The 23,486-nt window shown below is 64.9% G+C and carries 22 protein-coding genes; 7 read left to right on the top strand and 15 right to left on the bottom strand.

Annotated features, from left to right (window positions below; translation table 11 throughout):
* Nucleotides 1-88: 88 nt before the first annotated feature.
* The 7 genes from AC1DVS_RS16125 to hisI all read right to left on the bottom strand — a co-directional run bounded on the left by AC1DVS_RS16125 (nucleotide 89) and on the right by hisI (nucleotide 7,056).
* Nucleotides 89-1,006 carry a hypothetical protein gene (locus AC1DVS_RS16125; RefSeq protein WP_478024673.1) on the bottom strand — a complete coding sequence of 306 codons (918 nt, stop codon included), beginning with the start codon at nucleotides 1,004-1,006 and terminating at the stop codon, nucleotides 89-91.
* 139 nt (nucleotides 1,007-1,145) lie between these two features.
* Nucleotides 1,146-2,279, bottom strand: a complete 1,134-nt coding sequence (locus AC1DVS_RS16130) for a nucleoside hydrolase (RefSeq protein ID WP_478024675.1) — start codon at nucleotides 2,277-2,279, stop codon at nucleotides 1,146-1,148.
* Between the two features lie 142 nt (nucleotides 2,280-2,421).
* Nucleotides 2,422-3,660, bottom strand: coding sequence for a GGDEF domain-containing protein (locus AC1DVS_RS16135; protein ID WP_478024677.1), 1,239 nt, complete (start codon nucleotides 3,658-3,660; stop codon nucleotides 2,422-2,424).
* Nucleotides 3,661-3,772: 112 nt separating this feature from the next.
* Nucleotides 3,773-5,575: an acyl-CoA dehydrogenase C-terminal domain-containing protein gene (locus AC1DVS_RS16140; protein ID WP_478024679.1), complete on the bottom strand. Its 1,803-nt coding sequence runs from the start codon at nucleotides 5,573-5,575 to the stop codon at nucleotides 3,773-3,775.
* 4 nt (nucleotides 5,576-5,579) lie between these two features.
* A complete protein-coding gene (locus AC1DVS_RS16145) occupies nucleotides 5,580-6,008 on the bottom strand; it encodes a MerR family transcriptional regulator (protein ID WP_478024681.1) in 429 nt (142 codons plus the stop codon).
* A 170-nt stretch (nucleotides 6,009-6,178) separates the two neighbouring features.
* Complete coding sequence (locus tag AC1DVS_RS16150) at nucleotides 6,179-6,697, bottom strand: hypothetical protein (protein ID WP_478024683.1); 519 nt, start codon at nucleotides 6,695-6,697, stop codon at nucleotides 6,179-6,181.
* Nucleotides 6,694-7,056: a phosphoribosyl-AMP cyclohydrolase gene (gene hisI / locus AC1DVS_RS16155; protein WP_478024685.1), complete on the bottom strand. Its 363-nt coding sequence runs from the start codon at nucleotides 7,054-7,056 to the stop codon at nucleotides 6,694-6,696. The genes AC1DVS_RS16150 and hisI overlap by 4 nt, the downstream gene beginning before the upstream one ends.
* Before the next feature lie 126 nt (nucleotides 7,057-7,182).
* Here hisI and purF point away from each other — a divergent pair, with 126 nt between their 5' ends.
* The gene (gene purF / locus AC1DVS_RS16160) at nucleotides 7,183-8,640 is read left to right on the top strand and encodes an amidophosphoribosyltransferase (RefSeq protein ID WP_478024687.1); all 1,458 of its coding nucleotides are present in this window, start codon (nucleotides 7,183-7,185) and stop codon (nucleotides 8,638-8,640) included.
* A 115-nt stretch (nucleotides 8,641-8,755) separates the two neighbouring features.
* Nucleotides 8,756-9,466, top strand: coding sequence for an SDR family NAD(P)-dependent oxidoreductase (locus AC1DVS_RS16165; RefSeq protein WP_478024689.1), 711 nt, complete (start codon nucleotides 8,756-8,758; stop codon nucleotides 9,464-9,466).
* Between the two features lie 201 nt (nucleotides 9,467-9,667).
* Here the strand turns inward: AC1DVS_RS16165 and AC1DVS_RS16170 are convergent, their stop codons facing one another.
* From AC1DVS_RS16170 to AC1DVS_RS16205, 8 genes are all read right to left on the bottom strand, one after another.
* Nucleotides 9,668-10,300 (bottom strand): LuxR C-terminal-related transcriptional regulator, encoded by a 633-nt coding sequence (locus AC1DVS_RS16170; RefSeq protein WP_478024691.1) that lies wholly within the window; start codon nucleotides 10,298-10,300, stop codon nucleotides 9,668-9,670.
* Nucleotides 10,301-10,460: 160 nt separating this feature from the next.
* A complete protein-coding gene (locus AC1DVS_RS16175; protein ID WP_478024693.1) occupies nucleotides 10,461-11,618 on the bottom strand; it encodes a serine hydrolase domain-containing protein in 1,158 nt (385 codons plus the stop codon).
* Nucleotides 11,618-12,886 carry a class I SAM-dependent methyltransferase gene (locus tag AC1DVS_RS16180; protein WP_478024695.1) on the bottom strand — a complete coding sequence of 423 codons (1,269 nt, stop codon included), beginning with the start codon at nucleotides 12,884-12,886 and terminating at the stop codon, nucleotides 11,618-11,620. Before AC1DVS_RS16180 ends, AC1DVS_RS16175 begins: the two co-directional genes overlap by 1 nt.
* A gap of 54 nt (nucleotides 12,887-12,940) precedes the next feature.
* The gene (locus tag AC1DVS_RS16185) at nucleotides 12,941-14,308 is read right to left on the bottom strand and encodes a cryptochrome/photolyase family protein (protein ID WP_478024697.1); all 1,368 of its coding nucleotides are present in this window, start codon (nucleotides 14,306-14,308) and stop codon (nucleotides 12,941-12,943) included.
* A gap of 196 nt (nucleotides 14,309-14,504) precedes the next feature.
* Nucleotides 14,505-14,846: a ferredoxin FdxA gene (gene fdxA / locus AC1DVS_RS16190; protein WP_478024699.1), complete on the bottom strand. Its 342-nt coding sequence runs from the start codon at nucleotides 14,844-14,846 to the stop codon at nucleotides 14,505-14,507.
* Between the two features lie 19 nt (nucleotides 14,847-14,865).
* Entirely contained in the window at nucleotides 14,866-15,900 is a 1,035-nt protein-coding gene (locus AC1DVS_RS16195; RefSeq protein ID WP_478024701.1) for a 2-oxoacid:ferredoxin oxidoreductase subunit beta, read from the bottom strand.
* The gene (locus AC1DVS_RS16200) at nucleotides 15,897-17,765 is read right to left on the bottom strand and encodes a 2-oxoacid:acceptor oxidoreductase subunit alpha (protein WP_478024703.1); all 1,869 of its coding nucleotides are present in this window, start codon (nucleotides 17,763-17,765) and stop codon (nucleotides 15,897-15,899) included. The genes AC1DVS_RS16195 and AC1DVS_RS16200 overlap by 4 nt, the downstream gene beginning before the upstream one ends.
* Before the next feature lie 112 nt (nucleotides 17,766-17,877).
* Nucleotides 17,878-18,918, bottom strand: coding sequence for a cupin-like domain-containing protein (locus AC1DVS_RS16205; RefSeq protein ID WP_478024705.1), 1,041 nt, complete (start codon nucleotides 18,916-18,918; stop codon nucleotides 17,878-17,880).
* Between the two features lie 117 nt (nucleotides 18,919-19,035).
* On the opposite strand from AC1DVS_RS16205, the gene AC1DVS_RS16210 reads away from it, so the two are divergent.
* From AC1DVS_RS16210 to AC1DVS_RS16230, 5 genes are all read left to right on the top strand, one after another.
* On the top strand, nucleotides 19,036-20,007 hold the full coding sequence (locus AC1DVS_RS16210; protein ID WP_478024707.1) for an alpha/beta hydrolase: 972 nt from the start codon (nucleotides 19,036-19,038) through the stop codon (nucleotides 20,005-20,007).
* 38 nt (nucleotides 20,008-20,045) lie between these two features.
* A complete protein-coding gene (locus AC1DVS_RS16215) occupies nucleotides 20,046-20,525 on the top strand; it encodes an RNA pyrophosphohydrolase (protein ID WP_478024709.1) in 480 nt (159 codons plus the stop codon).
* 185 nt (nucleotides 20,526-20,710) lie between these two features.
* A complete protein-coding gene (locus AC1DVS_RS16220) occupies nucleotides 20,711-21,616 on the top strand; it encodes a DUF481 domain-containing protein (RefSeq protein ID WP_478024711.1) in 906 nt (301 codons plus the stop codon).
* Nucleotides 21,617-21,887: 271 nt separating this feature from the next.
* Nucleotides 21,888-22,982 carry a Gfo/Idh/MocA family protein gene (locus AC1DVS_RS16225; protein ID WP_478024712.1) on the top strand — a complete coding sequence of 365 codons (1,095 nt, stop codon included), beginning with the start codon at nucleotides 21,888-21,890 and terminating at the stop codon, nucleotides 22,980-22,982.
* Entirely contained in the window at nucleotides 22,979-23,482 is a 504-nt protein-coding gene (locus AC1DVS_RS16230) for a cupin domain-containing protein (protein WP_478024714.1), read from the top strand. Before AC1DVS_RS16225 ends, AC1DVS_RS16230 begins: the two co-directional genes overlap by 4 nt.
* Nucleotides 23,483-23,486 lie beyond the last annotated feature (4 nt).

A 23,486-nucleotide genomic window follows, 5' to 3' on the forward strand; every position in this document is an offset into this window, starting at 1 on the left:
CATCGGCCTGTGGGCCAGTTCGGTATCGCGCGTCTGACAAGGGGTCAATTCGTCCCGCCACGCGCCGGCCCGGCCGCGTCCCGGTTCGTCACTTGAGCAGCCCATGTTCGTGCCAATGCCGTTCCAGTCCGCCGATCATTTCCGAAATGCTCGCAAATTCCTTTGGCCGGGTAAGCACGAATACGCCCGCGCTTTTGGAGATCGCCATTGCGGCCTGCAGATAAAGCGATTGCTGATTCATCGCGGTCACCAGGAGCGGGCGATAGGCATTGCCGGTGACCGCGCGCGCGGCGTCCGCGATATTGAGCCTTGCGATGCCGCTTTTCCGCGGCGCGCGCGCTTCGCGGAGCACGTAAACGGCGCCGATCGGCAGGGTTTCACCGATCGAGGATCGCGGCGTGACATAATGTTTGGACAGGCCGTCGCGGACCGGATTCCCAAGGCGGTCGATCAATCCCAGCGCATCGGCAGCCTCTTGCCAGAGCTTAAGCTGCCGACCATCGCTATGGGTGACCGGAGCATCCTTGTCATCGCGCCCGATGACGCTGATGTCATCGTTGAGCAGCGGGTAGCCGGCATTGCCAAGTGCCGCCGCCATGGTGGATTTGCCGGCCCCTGACCTTCCGCAGAACAATATGGCCTTGCCGCCGACCATGACCGCGCTGGCATGCAGCACGGCCTGGCGGCGCTGGTGCAGCAGAATGCCGAATACCGTGCCGGTCACGAAGATCGCAATGTCCGAGGACTGTCCGTGGTCGCATGGTTCGAAAACGATGTCGCGTCCCGCCTGAAGCAGGAAACGCGCGACGCCGGGGATGCGGAGAAGGAGCTGATCGCCGGCAATCTCCCAGGTCGGGCCAGAGGAGACAGGACACGCCAATGTCAGCGGCACCTGCCCGCGTCGGATATGAATATCGGGCGCAGATGCGCTTTTCGCCATGGCGGCCATGTGTGGTGGCGAAAGCTCGCTGCCGACCGTCAGTCCGGCAATCCTGAAATATTGCACGGCGGCTTTCTTTGTAGATTTTTTCTGGCGACCCGTCGTCGAATAGCCGAGGCAGGCCCCAACGCATAGCTACGCCTTCAGCGCGGGCTGAACGCTGCTTTCAGGTGTCGGTCGGCCACAGCGAATGGGCGCTCGCCAGTCACCGCTTGCCAAGCGGCCGCATATACAGCGCGCGCATATCCGCTTCCATCCGCGCCCGATCGACCTCGAACACCACGGTCTGCGCCCGCTCGCCGAGATGCGGGCGATAGGCCTCGGTCCAGGACAGGGTGTCGCCATAAGCGGCGGTCTGGCTGGTCTCGAAATCCACATAAAGGCTCTCGGACCGGGTCACGATCTTCGGGTCGAGCCACACCATCGCCGCCAGTTCGTCCCACATAGGAAAGCCAGGCTCGAGCGCTGTCTGGAACATGTCGGTGAGCGGCGTGCCCGCCGGCTTCAGGCTGGTCAGGAAGTCGCGCGTCCACTGCGTGCCTGTCGAGGGATCGACCGGGATCATCGTTATTTTGGGCCAGGCCGCATGGGCGACGATCCGCGCTGCCTCAGGGTCCCAGCGGATGTTGAACTCGCGGCGCGGCGCATTGACGAATTCGCGCGCGAACTGCTCAGCCGATGCGCCTGAAAGCGCCTGACGCGGGAGCAGGCTGCCGCCCATATAGACCAGCTCCTTCACATTGGCCGCAAAGCTTGGGTCGAGGCTCTGCGCGATCGCGATATTGGTCATCGGCCCGGTTGCGAACAGCGTGATCTCATGCGGATGCGCGCGGACCATCCGCACCAGGAAATCCGCGGCGATTTCGGTCGAGGCCTTGCTGGTCGGATTGCCCATGGGCAGCTTCGGCACGAACTCGGGCGATGGGTTGCCGGGGTGCGATTGCAGCGTGTCCCCCGGCCAATAGTCAGTCCACGGCCCCTTGAACACGAGCCGGCCATATATGCCCTCCCAGCGCTTCGTCGCCTCCTGGCTGTTGAGCAGCGGATAGGTCGCTCCGGGCACGACCGGGATATCCGTCCGGCCGAGGATCTCGAGGGTGCGCAGCCCATAAGCGGTCGCGGTATCGCGCCATACCGATCCGCTGGTGGTGGTGAGGCCGAGCACCTCGACACCCGGCGCCTGCAGCAACAGCACCGGCACGCCGTTCAGCCCGATCAGATCGTCGTCGATCAGGACGAGGCGTTTGGGCGCCGGGCTCGCGGCAACCAGCAATGCGCCGCCGAACAGGAGGGCAAAGGCACGGATCGCGCGACGGCATTGGAGAAAAAGGCCAGGCATCGGGCAGGGTCCCCTTGGGCGGGTATGGGAAAACCTCTCCCCGGATGGCGCATGGCGGCGCTTCTTGAGCCCAGAATGGTTCCGAGCCGAAGCGGCGTCAATATACCCTATTTCTAACGCAGGGCGCTCACTCGAGCGGCGGCTAGGCGGCCAGCCTCACAAGATTTCGCCCATCCTTCTTCGCCATATAAAGCGCGATATCCGTCCGCGACAGAAGATGGGTCGAATCCTCACCTTTGGCCCGCACTGCGAGCCCCGCGCTCAGCGTCACCTCGATGACTTTCCCCGACGGAAGCACGAACGGCGTATTGGCAACCGCGAGGCGCAGCCTCTCGGAGACCGTCTCGGCCTGAGCCCGCGTGGTTCGTGGCATCAGGACCCCGAATTCCTCGCCGCCGATACGACCGACCAGGTCGCTGCCGCGGAGCGCCTGACGGATGATCGCGGCAACCGCGCGCAGCACCTCGTCACCCGCGGGATGGCCATAATTATCGTTGATCCGCTTGAACCGGTCGATATCGAGGATCGTCACCCAGAGCTGCGCACCGCTTCGCTCGGAGAGTTCCGCCTCCGCTTCCAGCGCTTCGAAAAAGCAGCGGCGATTGGCGAGACCAGTCAGCGCATCGGTGTTGGCGATCCGATGGAGGGCAGCGGCGGCCCTAGTCGCCCGCGCCTGGGCGCGGATGGCGAGAATACCGACCATCCCCATGCTGGAAAGCACAAGGAAACCGATCGCGATCAGCCCATAGCCATGGGCCGCCATTCGCTGGTCGGCGATATTCATATCGAGTTTGCGCGTGGCGAGGAGACTTCGCTCCCGTTCCTCGATCGAGCCAATCGATCTGAGCACCGCGTCAAACCCTGCGCCCCTATCCTTACGGACCATCGCGATGACGTCGCCGTGTCGGCCCTGCGTTTCGAGGTCGGAGGCTCGGCCGAGCAAGGCATAGTAATTGGCCAGATCGCGATTCAGCGCTACGAGGTTTTCGCGTTGTCTGGGATCGTCGGCAGTCAATCCGCCGAGGTTCGCGACAGCTGCCCGCGTCTGGCGTTTCCCGTCCGCGAAATCGCGCAGCAAAGCGCGATCGCCGGTCAGCAGATAGTTGCGCTGGCCGCGCTGCGCCGAATAGACCGAAGTGCGAAGATCGCCGGCCGCGATCAGCACGTTGAGCGTATGCACGTACCAGCGCTCTGCCTGCTGATGCTGGGAGGTCGAGCGCACCCGGTTGATGACAAGCGCCGCGGTCAACGAGGTCATCAGCGCGAGCGCGAGCGCGAGCAGAATCCACAGACGACGCGTCGTGAAGTTGAAATGCCTCGCGAACAGGAAGAGCGCTTCGATCGGCCTTGGGCCGCGATCGGAACTTCGTCGCTCTTTCATCCCCCCGCCCTACGAGGGCTGGGTTGACGAATGCTGAAGATGTCGACCGAATTAACCAAACCGCCTTAATATATATCAAGTCGATATCGCGCGCCGCGCTGCGCCGATCGCCTCAGGCAGCGACGAACATCTCCGGCGGCAGCGCCATCACCGCCTCGGCCCCGCCCTCGATCTTGCGGCGGAAGGCGCCGGCATCGGGCATGATCCGCTCGGCATAATAGCGCGCGGTCGTCAGTTTGGCGTCGAGGAACGCGGCGTCGCCCTCCCCCGCCGCCTTCAGCTTCGAAGCGGCCATCGCCATGCGCAGCCACATCAGCCCGACCGCGACGATCCCCATCAGATGCAGATAGGGCTGAGCGCCCGCGCCCACATTCTCGGGGTTCTTCATGCCGTTCTGCAGGAACCAGAGCGTCGCCTGCTGCAGCTCGCCATTGGCCTTTTCGAGGCGTGCGGCAAAATCGGCGGTGACGGGATCGGCCTTGCCGGCCGCGACATCCTCGGCGACGACCTTGAAGAAAGCCTGCACTGCCCGGCCGCCGTTCATCGCGAGCTTGCGCCCGACCAGATCCATTGCCTGAACGCCGTTGGTGCCCTCGTAAATCATCGAGATGCGAGCATCGCGGACATATTGCTCCATGCCCCATTCGGCGATGTAGCCATGGCCGCCATAGACCTGCTGCGCATTGGTCGCGATCTCATAGCCCTTGTCCGTGCCATAGCCCTTGATCACCGGCGTCAGCAGCCCGATCAGGTCCCCAGCAAGCTGACGCTCTTCCTCGCTCGCAGCGGCGTGCTCGAGATCGACCTGGAGCGCGCCCCACAGGCACAAAGCGCGGATACCCTCAGTCAACGCCTTGGCGTCCATCAACATCCGGCGGACGTCAGGATGGACAAACAGCGTGTCGGCCTTTTCCTGCGGGTCCTTCGCCCCGGTCAACGCCCGGCCCTGGCGGCGGTCATGCGCGTACTGGACTGCGTTCTGATAGGCGGTTTCAGCGACGCCGAGACCCTGCAGCCCAACACCGAGCCGGGCCGCGTTCATCATGATGAACATCGCGGCGAGGCCCTTCATCTCCTCACCGACCAGCCAGCCGGTCGCGCCGTCATAGTTCATCACGCAGGTCGAATTGGCGTGGATGCCCATCTTGTGCTCGATCGATCCGCAGGTGACGGCATTGCGCTCGCCGAGCGAACCGTCCTCATTGACCAGGAACTTCGGCACCACGAACAGCGAGATGCCCTTCGAGCTGTCCGGCGCGCCCGGCGTCTTCGCAAGCACGAGATGGATGATGTTCTCGGTCAGGTCATGTTCGCCCGACGAGATGAAAATCTTCGTCCCGGTGATCGCATAGCTGCCCCCAGGCTGCGGCTCGGCGCGGGTGCGGATCAGCCCGAGATCGGTGCCGCATTGCGGCTCGGTCAGGTTCATCGTCCCGCCCCATTTGCCCGAGACCATGTTGGGGACGTATTTCGTCTTCTGCTCTTCGGTGCCCTTCACCAGCAAAGCCGCGATCGCGCCGTGGGTCAGCCCCGGATACATGGCGAATGCCATGTTCGACGAGATCATATATTCCTGGAACGCAGTCGAGACGACGTGCGGCATCTCCTGCCCGCCGAACTCGGACGGTGCGGAAAGCGTGCCCCAGCCCGATTCAACGAACTTGTCATACGCTTCCTTGAAGCCCTTGGGCGTCGAGACCGATCCATCGTCGTGCCGCGTACAGCCTTCGAGGTCGCCGCTATGGTTCAGCGGGAACAGCACTTCGGCCACGAACCTGCCGCCCTCGTCGAGCACCGCATCGACCACATCGGGCGTCGCATTGGCGAAGCCGGGCAGGTTCGCATAGCGATCGAGCCCAACGACATGCTCGAGGATGAAGCGGGTGTCGCGCACGGGCGGGGTATATTGCGGCATTGGATCAGTCCTTCAGGCGGCCTTGCGCGCCATTGGTTTCGAGCAAGGTGATGAAATCGTTCAGCTCTTCGATCGCGGCATCGATATCGCGCTTCTGCGATTCGAGGAGCGCGACCCGTTCGTGGCAACGCTCGATCGTCACGGCGCGTTGCACCTGCCGACCATCGCCGATGTCATAAAGGTCGATCATCTCGCGAATCTCGGCGAGGCTGAAACCGACGCGCTTGCCGCGCAATATCCAGGCGAGCCGCGCCCGGTCGCGCTGCGAATAGATCCGCGCAGTGCCGCGCCGCTCGGGCGCGATCAGCTGCTCGTCTTCATAGAAGCGCAGGGCCCTGGCCGTCACGCCGAACTCGGCTGACAGATCGGAAATCGAGAAGTGGTCGCGATCGGGATGGCGGTCGATCGCAGCATAGGCAGCGACTGTGGACATGGGCGGAAACTACCTGCCCTTTACGTGAACGTCAAGTGCAGCCATTGTGCACCCGCCTTCCTTCGTCATGCCGGACTTGTTCCGGCATCCACCGTACCGCTTCATCATCAACCTGTTGGTTTGCGGCCCGGTGGACCCCGGAACAAGTCCGGGGTGACGGGGACAGATGACTATTCCCCACTGCTACAAAGCAACCGCCCCTTCGAATCCCGCAAGGTAGACGCCTCGGAAACCGACTCGCTCAGCCGGCTCACGTCGAGCCCAGCCAGCGAAGCGCGGCGCAGGCAAAGCTTCTGGCACGCCTCGGGCAGCCGCCCAGGAAACACGATCCGGTCGCCCTCGAAACGCGCATCGAAGCTGCAGCCGTCGATCTGGTCGAACTCGACATGGAGATGCTCGCCGACTCGGGTGACCACGCCCGATCCGCCGCAATTCTGCTGGTCGCCATAATCGACGAACACGCCGATCCGGTACGCCGTCGCGCTCGGCACGACGCAGACGCGGTCCGTATCGCGCGCATAAAGGCCGGTGATGTCGCTGTTCTTGGGGTCGGGAATCACCCCCGCCTCGATCGCCGCCGCCTCCAGCCCGATCGGCGCCGCCGTGTTAGTGCCGGAGTCCGCCTGTTTCCCGGAACCCCAGCAGCCAACGAGGAGCAGTGGCAGAAGGATCGCAAGCGCCCGCTTCATTCCGCCGCCACCAGCCGATCGCCCTCGATTCGCCGGTAGAAGCAGCTCCGCTCGCCGGTGTGGCAGGCGGGGCCTGCGGCATCGACGATCAGCCACACCGCATCCTGGTCGCAGTCGATCCGGATATCGGCGACGCGCAACACATGCCCCGACGATTCGCCCTTCTTCCAGAGCGCACCGCGACTCCGCGACCAGAAATGCGCCTCTCCGGTGGCGACGGTCGCCTTCAGCGCCTCGGCGTTCATATGAGCCAGCATCAGCACCTCACCTGAGACGCGGTCGGTGGCGACCGCGGTGATCAGGCCGGCGGCGTCATATTTCGGGTCCAGCACAAGGCCGGTGTCACGGGAATCGGGCATGGAATCTCCCTTAGCCGCTCTCCCCGCCCACAGGGAGGGAGATAAAAATACGATCTGTGTTACAAAAGCGCGACAAGCCCGGATCGCGTCCCTATATGGCGGGCGAAGCAACCCCCAAAGGGCACCATGCTGACAACCAATCCGTTCGATGACGACAAGCTGCGCGAAGAGTGCGGCATCTTTGGCATATCCGGCAGCGATGGCGCCGCCGCACTTGTCGCTCTGGGCCTGCATGCGCTCCAGCATCGCGGGCAGGAAGCCGCCGGCATCACCAGCTTTGACGGGTGTGAGTTCCACACCCACCGCGCAATGGGCCATGTCGCTGGCAATTTCGACCGCGACGACATCATCCAGGCGTTACGCGGCAACGTCGCCTGCGGCCATGTCCGCTACTCGACGACGGGCGAGACGGCGCTCCGCAACGTCCAGCCGCTCTATGCCGATCTCGCCTCGGGCGGCTTCGCCATCGCGCATAACGGCAATATTTCCAACGCGATGCGCCTCAGGCGCGATCTCGTCCAGCGCGGCTCGATCTTCCAGTCGACCTCGGACACCGAGACGATCATCCATCTGGTCGCGACCTCGACCTATCGGACCTTCGTCGACAAGTTCATCGATGCGCTGAAGCGCGTCGAAGGCGCCTATTCGCTGATCGTGATGACGCCCGAGGGCATGATCGCCTGCCGCGATCCGCTCGGCATCAGGCCCCTCGTCATGGGCAAGCTAGACGGCGCGATAATCTTCGCCTCGGAGACGGTCGCGCTCGACGTGGTCGGTGCCGAGTTCGTCCGCTCGATCGAGCCAGGCGAACTCCTCATCGTGCGCGGCAACGAGATCAGCTCTCATCACCCGTTCGTGCCGGTCTCACCCCGCCCCTGCATCTTCGAATATGTCTATTTTTCACGCCCCGATTCGATCTCGGAGGACCGCAGCGTCTATACCGTCCGCAAGGCGATCGGCGCCCAGCTTGCGATCGAAAGCCCGGTCGAAGCTGACCTGATCATCCCGGTCCCCGATTCGGGCACCCCCGCCGCGATCGGCTATGCGCAGGAATCGGGCATCCCGTTCGAGCTCGGCATCATCCGCTCGCATTATGTCGGCCGCACCTTCATCCAGCCCGGCGACAAGGTCCGCCATCTCGGCGTGAAGCTGAAACACAATGCCAACCGCGCGCTCATCAAGGGCAAGCGCGTAGTCCTGATCGACGACTCGATCGTGCGCGGCACCACCTCCCTGAAGATCGTCCAGATGATGCGTGAGGCCGGCGCCGCCGAAGTCCATATGCGCATCGCCAGCCCGCCGACCCGGCACAGCTGCTTCTACGGCGTCGACACGCCAGAGCGCGCCAAGCTGCTCGCCTCGAGCAAGAACGTCGCCGAGATGAACGCCTATATCCAGGCCGACAGCCTCGCCTTCGTCTCGATCGACGGCCTGTACAAGGCACTCGGCGAGCCGCAGCGCGCGGACATCCGCCCGAGCCACTGCGACGCCTGCTTCACCGGCGAATATCCAACGACACTGACCGACCAGGACGATGTCGCCACCGTCGACCAGTTCGCCCTCCTCGCAGAGCGGGTGAGCTAACCTCCGCCGTCATGCCGGACTTGTTCCGGCATCCACCGTGGTGCAAGCGCCGCCGCGTCCGTGTTTGCGGGCCGGTGGACCCCGGAACTAGTCCGGGTGACGAAGAGAGAAGAGAATGACCGACCTCCCACTCGCCAACCAGATCGCCCTCGTCACCGGCGCCAGCCGCGGCATCGGCGCGGCCACCGCCAAGGCACTCGCGGCGGCAGGCGCGCACGTCGTCCTCACCGCGCGCACCGCGAAGGACCTCGAAGCCGTCGAGACCGCGATCTTCGAGGCCGGCGGTAGCGCCACCATCGCGCCACTCGACCTGACCGAAGCCGACAGCATCGCCCGGCTCGGTGCCGCGATCGGCGAGCGCTGGCCGGCGCTCGACATCATGGTGCTGAATGCAGCCACGCTCGGCAGCCTCGCTGCGGTGCCCGCGATCGACTCGAAGGAGCTGGCCGCGGTCCTGACCCTCAACGTCAGCGCCCAGGCCGCGCTGATCGCCGCGTTCGATCCCATGCTGCGCAAATCGAAGCGCGCCCGGGTGATCGGCATCACCTCGAGTGTCGGCCGCAACCCGCGCGCCTATTGGGGCCTGTACGGCGCCTCCAAGGCCGCGTTCGAGACGCTGGTTGCTGCCTATGGCGACGAGATGCAGCACATCAGCAGCATCCGCACCGCCATCCTCGATCCCGGCGCGACCCGCACCAAGATGCGCGAGCGCGCCTATCCCGGCGAAGATCCCGCCTCGGTGAAGGCGCCCGAAGTGGTGGGGGCACGCATCGTCGAGCTGATCGCCGGTGATTTCGAGACCGGGCATTTCGAACGGGTCGACTAAGATCGAATTCGATCGAGAATATTCAGCCCCTCCCCTTCAGGGGAGGGGTTGGGGTGGGGCAGCGTCGGGCGAGGCTCGATGCCTCGCTCGACGCTTCGACCTTGGCGATGTGTCTTTTGAGCGCGCAGACGCGCGCCCCCACCCCTTTCCCCTCCCCTGAAGGGGAGGGGCAGAAGTCTTCCATCCATACCTGGCCAAAATTCAACTCATCCCCTTCACCTGCGCCATGATCGCCAACGGCCTGTCCTCATTATCAGCAAAGAAGGCCATCCACTCCTCGGTCCCGTCGTCGTGTCGGTGGATCATATGCGCCGCATTGGTGAACACCACGCCGCGCGATTCAAGCGCAGCCTGCGCAGCGCCAATATCCTCCACCCGAAAATAGAGGATCGAGTCGGCTGACTCCTTCTCCCCTTCGGAAAGAAACAGCCGCACCCCGCCACAATCGAAAAAGGCGAGGTTCCCGAAGGAATAGAGATGCTCGAGCCCGAGCACCTCGCCATACCATAGGCGCGCCGCCGCCACGTCCTTCACGGTGCGGGCGATCTGGCCGAGACGGCCGAGCTTCAGTTKGTCAGTCATGGCAGACTCCCTGGCAAAGAGATTGCTGTCGCGCCGCACCCCATTCCAGCGGCGAAGCTCGGCGCGCTTTGAAAAACCGAGCTTCAGCAAGGCGTTGGCGACATGATATTTGACCGCGTCGAGGCTTATGCCCCGCCGTTTCGCGATCTCGCTATTGGTCATGCCATGTCGCACCGCCTCGACCACGCGCCACTCGGCGGGCGTGAGGATATCCGGATGCGGCGGCCGGCCACGGTCTCTCGGCGCTGTCATGAAGGGACTTTATCGCGGGTGAGGACGATTTACCCTCCCCCCTATTCTTCTCCCCTCCCGCTTGCGGGAGGGACTGGGAGAGGGCGTGTCAAATGCGCTGACTCCCATGAACAGGCCCTCCCCTAACCCCTCCCGCAAGCGAGAGGGGGATAAGAAGGCGCTACTTCGCCGCCGCGATCAACCTCTGCCCGAACGCCAGCCGCTGAGCACTCGCCACCCGATCACTCGCCTTGGGCGCCGCACTCACCATCGCAACCACCGTCTTCGTCGCCGGATCAATCAGAATGCCCTGCCCAAAAATCCCCACCGCGCCAAAGCGCCCGCCCGGATAGGTCCACCACTGATAGCCATAACCAAACCCACCAGGCGCGACCGTCGCATGCGGGCTGGTCGCGGCTGCGAACCACCCCTTCGCCGTCACCCCATGCCCACCTTCGAGCACGAACTGGCCGAACCGCGCATAATCACGCAGCGACACCGAGAGACAGCACCCACTGACCTCGGCACGCGTCTGGTCCGTCATCCAGAAGCCGTCGCGCTCCATCCCGGCCGGCTTCCAGATCTTCTCCTCGGCATAGGCCACGAGCGACTTGCCCGTCGCGCGCCGCACCAGCACGCCGATCAGATTGGTCTCGCCGGTCTTGTAGACCCATTTCGTCCCCGGCGCGGTGTCGCGCGGCAGCTTGCGCATGAAATAGACGGTCGGGTCGACCCCGGCCGGCACCGGCTCGAGGAACATCCGCGCCACGTCGGATTTGGGATCGGTATAATCCTCGTTCCATTTGACGCCCGAAGTCATGGTCAGCAGCTGGCCGACCGTCACGCCGTCATAGCCACTGCCCGCCAGCTCGGGGACGTAGCGCGTCACCGGATCATCGACCGATTTGATATAGCCGTCCTTGAGCGCAGCGCCGACCAGCGTCGAGGTGAAGGATTTGGCGACTGAAAAGCTCGTCCACCGCCCTTGCTCAGTCAGCCCCCGCGCATAGCGTTCGAGCCGGACCTTGCCGTTCTGGAGCACGATCAGCCCGGCGACATTCATCGAGCTCATAAAGGCGTCGACATCAGCCGCCGGTATCGGCAGCGGCACCCCTGCCGGCAGAACGCGCGCATGCGCGGACGCCTTGATCGTGTTGCCTGGGAACAGCTTCTCCATCGCCGGGAAATTCGCGTCGCGCTTCTCCTGCGACCAGAACAGGATCTCGGCACCGACCTGGCGTTGCTGCGCTTCGCTGGTGGCAACCTGCCCACTGCCCTGCACCGGCATCAGCGCCGCGCCCGCCAGCGCGAGCGTGCCGATCATCAACCGTATCCGCATCAGTCCCCCCTCATCAGCGTGACCTGGACGACGTCGATCCCGCCGCCTCTGAATCCGCCTTCGCAATACATCAGATAATAGCGCCACAGATCGACGAAATGACGGTCGAATTCCGGCGGCAATTGCCTCGCCGCCACCGCCGCGTCGAAGCGCTCCCGCCAGCGCAGCAGCGTCTCGGCATAATGCTGCCCGAACCGCACCGGATCGCGCCAGGTCAGACCCTTGGACTCCGCGATCGCGCGGAAGCGCTTCTCCGAGATCAGCAGCCCGCCCGGAAAAACGAAGCGCTGGATGAAGTCGACATTGCTCGCATAGGTCTCGAAAATCGCGTCATCGATCGAGATCAGCTGGATCGCCGCCCGCCCGCCGGGCTTGAGCGAACGCGCGATCGTGGCGAGATAGTCGGGCCAATATTCCTGCCCGACCGCCTCGACCATCTCGATGCTGACGATCGCATCATATTCACCCGTCACGTCGCGGTAGTCGGTGAGCGAGACCGTGACGCCCCCAAGCCCATCACGCGTCATCCGCGCCTCGACCGCCGCCTTTTGCTCCTTCGACAGCGTGATGCCATGGACCTTGCGCCCCTGCTCCGCCGCGATCTCGGCAAAGGAGCCCCAGCCGCAGCCGATCTCGAGGATGGTGTCGCCTGGCCGGGTGCCTGTGCGATCGAGCATCGCCTGCAGCTTGCGGTGCTGCGCGCTTTCGAGCGACTGTGGCGGCGAGATCGGCTCGGCGAACCACGCGCTCGAATAGGTCATGCCCGGGTCGAGCCACAGGCTGTAGAAATCATTCCCCAGATCATAATGATATTCGATATTGCGCCGCGCGCCCTTGCGGTGATTGCTGCGCAGCCGATGCCACGCGAGTCTCACCAATCTCACGACCCCTCCAGCCCTTGCCGCTTCCCCGAGCGAGATACGGTTGCGCATGAATAGGTCGAACAGCGGCACCGGATCGGGGCTGCGCCATTCGCCGAGCGACCAGGCGATATACCAGCCGGCCGATCCGCCCATCGCCAGCCGCGCCAGCGCGCGCCAGCTCACAATATCCACAATGGCGACGGGCCCCTCGCCCCGCCCGCCGAGCAGCCGCCTCGTGCCGTCCGGCAAGCTGGTCTCGATCATGCCCTCTTCCAGGCCCTGGTCGATCCGGTCGAGCAGCCGGTGGAGAAGCCCGGTAAAGGGGGCAAGCAGCCGATCCCCGACGCCGGCCATGCTCGCCCGCGCTGTGAAACGACGCCCGCGGTTTGGCGTGGATGCATTCATATCGGCGGCGTCATGCACCGCCGCGCGGCGCTGGAAAAGAGAATTCCTTAACCCTCACCGCAGCTTTCTCGCTGCCTCCAGCGCCCGTTCCCTGCCCTCGCGGTGCCCGATGATCTTCGCCGGATAGCCTTCGGGCCGGCACCCCATGGCATCCGAATCATGGATCGCGGCATCCCCGAGCCCGGCCAGTTCCGGCACCCAGGTGCGGATATAGGCTCCCGCGTCGAACTTCTCCGACTGGACGAGCGGCGCCATGATCCGGACGAACATGTTCGAATCCACGCCGGTCCCCGCCACCCATTGCCAGTTGACGCTGTTGCTGCCGTAATCGGCATCGACCAGCGTATCCCAGAACCACGCCTCGCCGGCGCGCCAGTCGATCAGCAGATGCTTGATCAGGAAACTCGCCGCGATCATCCGCACCCGATTGTGCATCCAGCCCGTCGCCCAGAGCTGGCGCATGCCGGCGTCGACGATCGGATAGCCGGTGCGCCCCTGCTGCCATGCGCGCAGATCGGCGTCGGCGGCGGAACCGGTCCGCCAGGGCAACCCGTCGAGCGCGGCACGACCGTTCTTCGCGCCATAATCCGGGAATTGCACGATGACGCTCTGGGCATAATCGCGCCAGGCGATCTCCTTGAGGAAGGTCGTCGCATCGCCCTTCCCGCGCGCGACATGGTGCCAGATCGTCGCGGGCGAAATCTCGCCGAAATGCAGATGCGGCGACAGCCGCGAACTTCCCTCTTCCGAAGGCAGGTTGCGCGCGATGTCATAAGCCGCGGCCTTGAGCACGAAGTCATCGAGCCGCTCCTGCGCGCCAGCCTCGCCCGGCATCCATTCCGCGCGGAAGCCCGCAGCCCAGTCGGGCTGTTCGGGCAACAGCTTCCAATCCTCCAGCCGATCACTCTCCGGCCACGCGTCAGGCGCCGGAATGTTGTGAGGCGCCGGCAGTGGCTCGGGTGGCGCCATCTGTTCCAGCAGCGCGCGCCAGAAAGGCGTGTAGATCTTGTAGGGCTGGCCAGCGCCCGTAGTGATCGATCCGGGCGGCGCGAGATAATTGCCGTCGTGGCAAACCAGGTCGAGCCTCTTCGCAACCGCGCGCTCAGCATTGCGCCACCAGGGTTCGTAGTGGCGCAGGCAATGCACCCGCGTCGCGCCGGTTTCTTCAGCGAGCGCGGCGAGGATGTCCTCGCACTTGCCCCGCTTCAGGATCAGCCGCGACCCCTTTTTCCTCAAGCTCGCATCGAGGGCGGCAAGGCTGTGATGCAGCCACCAGCGAGACGCAGCACCCATCCGCCGGTGCTTCGGCGTCTCGTCGTCGAGGATATAGACCGGGATGACCGGGCCCTCGGCCGCAGCGGCAACGAGGGCCGCCTGATCCGCCAACCGCAAGTCGCGACGAAGCCAGAGAAGGGTCGTCACTTAACTCCCCTCCCACTTGTGAGTTTCAGGTCGGTCAGGCTCCCAGCCTGACCTGAACGATGCGGGGCATCGTTCACCTGAAACTGGGCTGGGGGAGGGCCTGTCAACAAATCAGCAGTCGTGAGGAGGACACGCCCTCCCCTAACCGCTCCCGCAAGCGGGAGGGGAAAAAGAAGGAACCATTCCCGTCCGACGCTCAATCGCCCTTGCCGGGCTCAGCCGAGAAATAGGCCTCAAACTTCCCCGCCACGCCCTTGAACGCCTCGGCGTCGCGGGGTTTCTGGCCAGCATTGGTAGTCTCCACCGGCCAGAGCGCGGCATACTTCTTGTTCAGCTCGATCCACGGCGCCGCGGCGTCCTCCATATCCGGCAGAATCGCTTCAGCCGGGCATTCGGGCAGGCACATATTGCAATCGATGCACTCGTTTGGGTCGATGACGAGCATGTTCTCGCCCTCGCAGAACGCGTCCACGGGGCACACGCTGACGCAATCCATGAACTTGCACCGGATGCAGGCATCCGTGACCACGAACGTCATGACCGCCTCCCGGCGTGAATTAAATAACGTGCGGCTGCTTCTCGACCTGCCAGGTCTGGCCCTGCGACAGCAGCTTCTGCAGATCGGGCTTCTTGCCCGCGCTCGCCTGAGCGTTCTGCGCAACAACCGCGCTCTCGAAGGTTGGCGCCGGATCGTCATAAAGCACGCCAAGCGCCATCGGGAACGGCCCGAACGGCATCTCGACCAGCATATGCGCGATCGCCTTATTGGTCTGATCGTGCACGATGACATGCGCCGCAGCCCAGTCGCCATCGACCACATCGACCACCTTCAGCACCAGCTTCTCGGTGTCGAGGCTCAGCCCCTTGGTGCCGCCCGCGAACAGCAACGGCTTGCCCTGCTCGACCCAGAGCTGGCTGCCGGGCGCATTCGCCTTCTCCGTGAACGGCGCGAACACATCGTCATTATAGACGATACAGTTCTGGAAGATCTCGACGAACCCGGTGCCCTTATGGGCATAAGCCGCCTTCAGCACTGCCGGCAGATTCTTGTTCACGTCGATCGCCCGCGCCACGAACCGCGCGCCCGATCCGAGCACGAAGGCGCAAGGCGTCAGCGGCCGGTCAAGCGAACCGAAGGGCGTCGAGGGGCTGCGCGTGCCGACATGGCTGGTCGGTGAGTACTGCCCCTTGGTCAGGCCGTAGATCTCGTTGTTGAACAGCAGCACCTGGCAATCCAGGTTGCGGCGGATCAGATGCATGGTGTGATTGCCGCCGATCGACAGCGCATCGCCGTCGCCGGTGATGATCCACACATCGAGATCGGGATTGGCCAGCTTCACGCCCGTAGCCACCGCCGGCGCGCGGCCATGGATGGTGTGGAAGCCGTAGGTTTCCATATAATAAGGGAAGCGCGACGAGCAGCCGATGCCGCTGACGAACACGGTATTCTCAGGGCGCGCGCCGATCTCCGGCATGGTGCGCTGCACCGCCTTCAGGATCGCGTAATCGCCGCAGCCCGGGCACCAGCGCACCTCCTGGTCGGTCTCCCAATCCTTGGGGAGCGTCTTCGCGACTGGGGTCATGTCGTTCATGCGAGTGCCTCCTCGATCGCCGCTTCGATCTCGGAGATCATGAAGGGCTGACCGGAAATCTTGTTGAGCGGCTTGGCGTCGACCAGATACTGGTCGCGCAGCACCGTCTTGAGCTGGCCGGTGTTCATCTCCGGAACGATGACCTTCTCATATCCCTTGAGCAACGCACCGAGATTGCCCGGCATCGGCCAGATATGGCGGATATGGATATGGCTGACATCCAGCCCCTTCTTCCGCGCCCGCCGCACCGCCTGATGGATCGGCCCGAAGGTCGAACCCCAGCCGACGATCGCCAGCTTGCCGCCGGCCTCGCCGAGCTCGACCTCCTGGTCGGGCACGTCCACGCCGAGCACCTTGTCACGGCGCATCTCGGTCATCGCCTGATGGTTGGCCGCGCCATATTCGATATTGCCGGTGCCGAGCTGCTTCTCGATCCCGCCGATGCGGTGGAGCAGGCCGGGCGTGCCGGGCTTCACCCAGGGCCGCGCCCGCTTCTCGTCGCGCGCATAAGGGAAGAACCCGCCTTCCGGCACTTCCTCGAGATAGGTCACCGGGAACGGCGCGTAATCGTCCATGTTCGGCACGAGCCAGGGCTCGGCGGCATTGGCGATATAGCCGTCGGTCAGCAGCATCACCGGCGTCATATATTGCACCGCGATCCGCACCGCTTCGATCGCGCAATCGAACGCATCGGCCGGCGAGCGCGCCGCGATCACCGGCATCGGCGCATCGCCGTTGCGGCCGTAGACCGCCTGGTAGAGATCCGATTGCTCGGTCTTGGTCGGCAGCCCCGTCGAAGGCCCACCACGCTGCGAATTGACGATGACGAGCGGCAGTTCCGTCATGATCGCCAGTCCCATCGCCTCGCCCTTGAGCGCGATGCCCGGGCCAGAGGAGGAGGTAACGCCAAGCTGCCCGGCATAGGACGCACCGATCGCCGAGGCGATTGCGGCAATCTCGTCCTCAGCCTGGAAGGTCGTGATCCCGAACTCTTTCAGGCGCGAGAGGTGATGCAGGATCGCCGACGCCGGCGTGATCGGATAGCCGCCGAAGAACATCTTCACGCCAGCGAGCTGAACGCCGGCGACCAGCCCGAGCGAAATCGACTCGGCACCCGTCACCGTGCGGTACAGGCCCGGCTCAGCCGGTGCCGCCGCAACATGATGCTGCTTCATCGGGCCCGCCAGCTCAGCGGTCTCGCCATAAGCGTGACCCGCGTTGAGCGCAGCGATATTGGCCTCGGCCAGCACCGGCGCCTTGGCGAACTTCGCCTTCAGCCAGTCGACGATCGGCTGACGGTCGCGATCGAACATCCAGAGCGCGAGCCCCAAAGTCCACATATTCTTGCAGCGCAGCGCCTCCTTGTTGCCGAGCCCGAACGGCTTCACGGCATCAAGCGTCAGCTGCGAGATATTGAACGCGAGCAGCTGCCACTTGGCGAGGCTGCCGTCGTGCAGCGGATTGGCGGCGTATTTCGCCTTGGCGAGGTTACGCTCACCAAACTCGCCTTCGTCAGCGATGATCAGCCCGCCGGCCTTCAGCGCATCGACATTGGTCTTGAGCGCGGCCGGGTTCATCGCGACCAGCACGTCGGGCACGTCACCCGCGGTATCGATCGCGGTCGACCCGAAATTGATCTGGAAGGCGGAGACGCCGAACAACGTTCCCTGCGGCGCCCGGATCTCGGCCGGGAAATCGGGGAAGGTCGCAAGATCATTGCCTGCCAGCGCGGTCGAGAGCGTGAACTGCCCGCCGGTCAGCTGCATGCCGTCGCCGGAATCACCCGCGAAGCGGACGACGATCGATTCTGCGGGTGGGTGCGCCGATGCCTCGGCGGGGGTCAATTCGTGAACGGCGGATGCCATCAAGCACTTTCCTAGGAATATATAATGCCCCGCCCTTTATGCCCCGGGCGCTCGATGGCCAAGGTAGTTCGATCGTGGGCGCGTGCAAATGCTTCTTTTCAAGAGGTCCTGCTCATAACGGGCCATAGCTGCGATAGCTGCTGTAGAAATCATTGTCCCAGGCAAAGCGGGTGAAGGACATGCCGATCGTCTGGTCGAGCCCGTCGACATGGTGCCACCAGCCGATCGGCAGGAACACGGCATCCCCCGGGCCGATCTCGCATTCGAGCACCGCCGGCTTGCCGTCCCGCGCCGGGCCGGGGAGCAGATCGTCGCTGCCCCACGCGCTGAAGCAATGGCGGTGGTTGCGCATCAGCGGCGTATCATGGCTCGCCGCCATCCGCACCCGCTTGCGCCCGCGGATCTGGAGCAGCAGATTGTTGGTCAGGTCATGGTGCCACGGCGTTACCGTGCCCTTGGGCCCGATCCAGATGAACCCCTGGCGTGCCCCGCCAGGCTCGAGGATTCCGGGCATCTCCCCCACCTCAGCGAACAACGGCGCGAACGCAGCGCGATTGGCGTCGCTGTTATTGGCGGTGATATAGAAGTCGTTGCTCGGCTCGTCCGAGCGCAGCCGCCGCGCCAGCTCGGAAAAGGGCTGGAAGCTTCCATGCGCATCGGCATTGCCCTCATAATCCCGGTCGCGCTCGCGCTCCCATTGCACCCGCACCGGCCGGTCGCCGAGCGTCGTGGCGAGATGATCGAGCGTCCACTTCTCCCGCGCCGGCCAATGATCGATCAGCCCGCGCAGCACCACCGGCCGGTGCGCCCGGTAATGGTCGCGGTAGAAAAGCTCCGCATCGGGCCGCTCGAGCACCGGGATTTCCTGCCCCGAAGGATCATTGGCGGCGAGCCGGGCGCGGTTCTGCAGCACCCATTCCCATTTGCCGAGCCGATCCTGCAGCTTGCGCGCACCAAGCAGATACGGGCTCTTCGCCGCGCGGCTCACCTCGGCTTGAACCAGCGCGAGCGGCTTGCCCGCGATCGCCGCGAGCTGCTCGGCAAGAAATGCCGGATCGGCGCCGTCGAGCAGCCGCTCGGCGATCACCCGCCGGAAATCATCGTCGATCGCGATGCCCTGAAGCGCTGCCTTGCGCCGGTTCTGCTTTGCCATTCAGCCCATTCCAATCGGCACCAACGCCGCCCATCTGGATTATGGACGACCACGGCCATCCTGCCTAGGGAGGCGCAGCACCGGCCACGCGCAAGCACCGGAAAATGGGAGAATCATGTGACCGAGCCCTTTGTCCGCCCCGATGTTCTCGCTTTTCTCGGCTTCCTGAATTCCATGCCCGGCCCGAAGATGCACGAGCTCGACGCACCCGCCGCGCGGGCGGTCTATGCCGCGATGAAGGATGTCGCGGATCTGCCGATGGGTTCGCTGGCGACCGTCACCGATCTCGCGATCCCCGGCCCCGCCGGCGACATTCCCGCGCGGCTGTTCGATACCAGGGTCGATCGCGAGCCTGGTCCGGCGATGCTCTTCTATCATGGCGGCGGCTTCGTGATCGGCGACATCGCGACTCATGCGAGCTTCTGCGCCGAGATCGCCCGCGTGCTCGATGTGCCGGTCGTCTCGGTCGATTACCGCCTCGCACCGGAAAATCCCTGGCCCGCCGCCCCCGATGATTGCGAGGCAGCGGCGCGCTGGGTCGCGGGCAGCCTGGCACCACTCGGCCGCAAGGTGACGAGCCTGATCGTCTGCGGCGACAGCGCCGGCGGCAACCTCGCCATCATCACGGCAATGGCGCTCCGCGACACGCCCGCGGCGGTGCCGGTGGTCGCGCAATTCGCCATCTATCCCGCCACGGATATGGCGAAGGAATATCCCTCCTACAGTCAGTTCGCGGAAGGTTATCTCCTCACCCGCGACAGCATGGACTGGTTCAACGTCAATTATCAGGCCGAGGCCTCGCATATCCGCACCTCGCCACTGGTCGGCGATCTCGCCGGCATGCCGCCCGCGGTGGTGCTGACCGCCAGCCTCGATCCGATCCGCGACCAGGGCCGCGCCTATGCCGCCGGGCTGGCCGAGGCCGGCGTGCCGGTCATATTCCGCGAGGCCAAGGGCAATATCCACGGCTTCGTCACGATCCGCCAGGCGATTCCCTCGTCACAGGGCGATGTGGCGGGCGCGCTCGCGGCGCTGAGAAGCGTGATTGCGGAAGCCGAGGGCGATCGCGTAATGGCGCAGGCAGCTTAGCCCGACCCGTAACGGGAAGAGCTCATGGAGGAGCAGATATGACTGACCCGACCACTCTCCCCTACCGGCCCGGTGCCGGAATCATGCTCCTCAACCGCGAGGGCAAGGTCTTTGTCGGCCAGCGGCTCGATTCCGCCGTCGAAGCCTGGCAAATGCCGCAGGGCGGGATCGACGATGGCGAGGCCCCCCAGGACGCCGCGCTCCGCGAACTCGGCGAGGAAATCGGCGTCGCACCCGACAAGGTCGAGTTGATCGCCAGCGCCCCGGAAGAGATTTTCTACGATCTCCCGCCTGAGCTCGTCGGCCAGGTCTGGAAGGGCAAATGGCGCGGGCAGCGCCATAGCTGGTTCCTCTATCGTTTCCTCGGTGAAGACAGCGACATCGACATCGTCACCGCCCACCCTGAATTCCACACCTGGCGCTGGGTCGATCCCGCAGAACTGCCCGGCCTCATCGTGCCGTTCAAGAAAGAGCTGTACGAGAATGTGCTCGCAGCGTTCGCGGAGCATCTGAACTAGCCAAGCCCACCTCCTTACCCCTTCCCCGGCGAAGGCCGGGGCCCAGTTGGGGGACATTAGTGGTGAACGCTGCCCTTCGTTACTTCGGCCTTCCCAACTGGGTCCCGGCCTCCGCCGGGAAAGAACAGGGAAGAAGGATCAGCTCAATGATTGCGGTAACAGCACCCCCGCGCTAATCCCCCGAGATGCTCGTGCCCCTAGCCCTGCTCGCCGCCCCAATGGCCCCCGCCACCGTCGCAGCCACCGCCGAGCCGGCCCCAATTCCTCCACCCGTCAAGGCAATGCTCGACGCAGCCATCGCCTCAGGCAACGACGCCGAAATCGCGACCGTCGCCAAATACGCCCGCACCGCAGCCCCCCAATCCGCCGATGCAATCGCCGCCCTCGTCGATAGCTGGCGCCACGAGCAAACGGCAAAGCGCGAGGCCAGGATCCGCGACGCCGGCCCGCTCGATCTCTGGCGCGGCAAGGCAGAACTCGGCGGCTATTTCACCACCGGCAACACCCGCGACGTCGGCGCAAGCGCAGCGCTCGACCTCAGCCGCGAGACGCTCCGATGGCGCCACAAGCTCCACTTCGCCGCCGATTATCAGGAGAGCGCCGGCGTCGTCAGCCGCGAGCATTATCTCGCCTCCTACGAGCCCAACTTCAAATTCTCCCCACGCGGCTATGTCTATGGCGCCGCGCAATATGAGAGCGACCGCTTCCTCGGCTATACCAGCCGCTATTCAGCCTCGTTCGGCGCCGGCTACAGCGCGATCAAGCAGCCCGACGTGAAGCTCGATCTCGAACTCGGCCCGGCTTACCGCGACACCGATTTCACTGACGGCAGCCTGGAAAGCAGCGTCGCCGCGCGCGGCTCGGTCGCGTTCGATTGGAAGCTCTCGCGCGCCATCTCGCTCACCCAGAATGCCTCGGCCTATATGCAGAAGGTCAACAGCACGGTGAGCAGCACCACCGCCCTCAATGCAAAGCTGATCGGCCCCCTCGCCGCCAAGCTCTCCTACGCCGTGCAATATGAAAGCATGCCGCCCGTGGGCCGCGTCGGCACCGACACGACGAGCCGCGCGTCGCTGGTCTACAGTTTTTAGAAGCGGATCGATCGACATAAATCAGCCCCTCCCCTTCAGGGGAGGGGGAAGGGGTGGGGGCGCGCGTCTGCGCGCTCAAAAAGACTCTTCGCCCAGCTCGAAGCGCCGAGCGAGGCATCGAGCCTCGCCCGACGCTGCCCCACCCCTACCCCTCCCCTGAAGGGGAGGGGCTGAACTCCACCGACCAACGTCGTAGTTCCCACCCTCGCCGCAGAGGTATACGCTAAGGCGCCAGCGCAAAGACTGGCCGAACACCACAGGAGAGACCTGAATGGAACTGGGCCGCCGCGATCTCATCCTCGCCGCCGCGTCGAGCGCGCTCCTCGCGAGCGGCGCCGCACACGCAGCCCCGGACCGCCCGCTCGGCTACGCAATCGTCGGCCTGGGCGGTTACGGCCTCGGCGTGATCATCCCGCAATTCGCCAATTGCGCGCACAGCAAGCTTGTGGCGGTGGTCAGCGGAGACCCGGCCAAGGCCCACCGCGTCGCCGCCGAGCATGGCCTGCCGGACCGCTCGATCTATTCCTACGAAAGCTTCGACCAGATCCGAAACAATCCGGACGTCGACATCGTCTATGTCTGCCTCCCCAATTCGATGCACGCCGAGTTCGTCATCCGCGCCGCCCGCGCCGGCAAGCATGTCATGTGCGAAAAGCCGATGGCGATGTCGGCGGCCGAATGCGTCAAGATGATCGCCGCCTGCAAGACCGCCAACCGCAAGCTGATGATCGGCTATCGCTGCCATTTCGAGCCCTTCAACCTCGAGGCGATGCGCCTCGCGCGCAGCGGCGCGGCCGGCAAGATCCGCTATGTCCGCTCCGAACACGGCTTCATCCAGGGCGACCCGTCGCGGTGGCGCCTCAAGCGCGCGCTCGCCGGCGGCGGCTCGCTGATGGACATGGGCATCTACGCGCTCCAGGCCGCCCGCTACATGACCGGCGAGGAGCCCATCGCCGTCCAGGCGATCGAATCGACTGACCGCACCGATCCGCGTTTCCACGAGGTGGAGGACCAGATCGACTGGCAGCTCCTCTTCCCCTCGGGCGCGGTGGGCGCGTGCAAATCCATGTACAGCGCCAACCAGAACCACATCATCGCGATGGGCGACAAGGGCCGGATCGAACTCGAGCCCGCCACCCGTTACGACGGCAACCATATGTGGACCGGCCGCGACGGCCGCGAGCACGAGATCACCCCGCCCCCCGGCCCGGCCAAAACCCAGTTCGCCGGCCAGCTCGATCACCTCGCCGAGTGCATCGTCAGCGGCCGCGAGCCGATCGTCTCCGGCGAGGAAGGCCTGCGCGACATGCGCATCATCGACGCGATCTACCGCTCGGCCCGCGAAGGCCGGAGGATCCAGCTGTGAAGCGCCTCCTCCCCGCCACCCTCCTGTCCGCCACCCTCCTGTCCGCCGCGCTTATCCTCTCCTCGGCGGCCCCCGCGCAAACCACGACCGACCCCACCGGATACGCCACGGCGGCCGAGATCCCGGCCCAGGTCGAGGCAATGCGCCAGGCCATGAAACCCGGCCAGGGCTTCATGTGGCGCCCCCTGGTCCGCGGCGGCGATGCAGTGGCGGCGCTCGAATATTGGACCAAGCCCGGCAAGCCAGCCGTCCACCCCGACCAGGCCGAATATGTCCTGGTCGTAGCCGGCGAAGGTACGATGGTGTCGGGCGGCAAGATGGTCGATCCAGCCACCAAAAACCCCACCCTGATCGAAGGCAGCCGCATCGAAGGCGGCACCACCCGCACGCTCCACGTCGGCGACGTCTTCCTGATCCCCTCGGGCACGCCCCACTGGTTCGGCATCACCGGAGACCGCCTCGTCCTGCTCGGCACCAAGATCGCCCAAGCGGCGCACTGATCGC

It is taken from the genome of Sphingomonas sp. P3_C5 (assembly GCF_056402635.1).

What these genes read in the sequence shown, in the direction of transcription:
- AC1DVS_RS16145 (WP_478024681.1), bottom strand. Translation starts at nt 6,008, where the DNA reads ATGTCCACAGTCGCTGCCTATGCTGCGATCGACCGCCATCCCGATCGC.
- AC1DVS_RS16195 (WP_478024701.1), bottom strand. Translation starts at nt 15,900, where the DNA reads ATGAACGACATGACCCCAGTCGCGAAGACGCTCCCCAAGGATTGGGAG.
- AC1DVS_RS16130 (WP_478024675.1), bottom strand. Translation starts at nt 2,279, where the DNA reads ATGCCTGGCCTTTTTCTCCAATGCCGTCGCGCGATCCGTGCCTTTGCC.
- AC1DVS_RS16225 (WP_478024712.1), top strand. Translation starts at nt 21,888, where the DNA reads ATGGAACTGGGCCGCCGCGATCTCATCCTCGCCGCCGCGTCGAGCGCG.
- AC1DVS_RS16180 (WP_478024695.1), bottom strand. Translation starts at nt 12,886, where the DNA reads ATGAATGCATCCACGCCAAACCGCGGGCGTCGTTTCACAGCGCGGGCG.
- hisI (WP_478024685.1), bottom strand. Translation starts at nt 7,056, where the DNA reads ATGCCCGATTCCCGTGACACCGGCCTTGTGCTGGACCCGAAATATGAC.
- AC1DVS_RS16200 (WP_478024703.1), bottom strand. Translation starts at nt 17,765, where the DNA reads ATGGCATCCGCCGTTCACGAATTGACCCCCGCCGAGGCATCGGCGCAC.
- AC1DVS_RS16150 (WP_478024683.1), bottom strand. Translation starts at nt 6,697, where the DNA reads ATGAAGCGGGCGCTTGCGATCCTTCTGCCACTGCTCCTCGTTGGCTGC.
- AC1DVS_RS16205 (WP_478024705.1), bottom strand. Translation starts at nt 18,918, where the DNA reads ATGGCAAAGCAGAACCGGCGCAAGGCAGCGCTTCAGGGCATCGCGATC.
- AC1DVS_RS16165 (WP_478024689.1), top strand. Translation starts at nt 8,756, where the DNA reads ATGACCGACCTCCCACTCGCCAACCAGATCGCCCTCGTCACCGGCGCC.
- AC1DVS_RS16140 (WP_478024679.1), bottom strand. Translation starts at nt 5,575, where the DNA reads ATGCCGCAATATACCCCGCCCGTGCGCGACACCCGCTTCATCCTCGAG.
- fdxA (WP_478024699.1), bottom strand. Translation starts at nt 14,846, where the DNA reads ATGACGTTCGTGGTCACGGATGCCTGCATCCGGTGCAAGTTCATGGAT.
- AC1DVS_RS16215 (WP_478024709.1), top strand. Translation starts at nt 20,046, where the DNA reads ATGACTGACCCGACCACTCTCCCCTACCGGCCCGGTGCCGGAATCATG.
- AC1DVS_RS16220 (WP_478024711.1), top strand. Translation starts at nt 20,711, where the DNA reads ATGCTCGTGCCCCTAGCCCTGCTCGCCGCCCCAATGGCCCCCGCCACC.
- AC1DVS_RS16175 (WP_478024693.1), bottom strand. Translation starts at nt 11,618, where the DNA reads ATGCGGATACGGTTGATGATCGGCACGCTCGCGCTGGCGGGCGCGGCG.
- purF (WP_478024687.1), top strand. Translation starts at nt 7,183, where the DNA reads ATGCTGACAACCAATCCGTTCGATGACGACAAGCTGCGCGAAGAGTGC.
- AC1DVS_RS16135 (WP_478024677.1), bottom strand. Translation starts at nt 3,660, where the DNA reads ATGAAAGAGCGACGAAGTTCCGATCGCGGCCCAAGGCCGATCGAAGCG.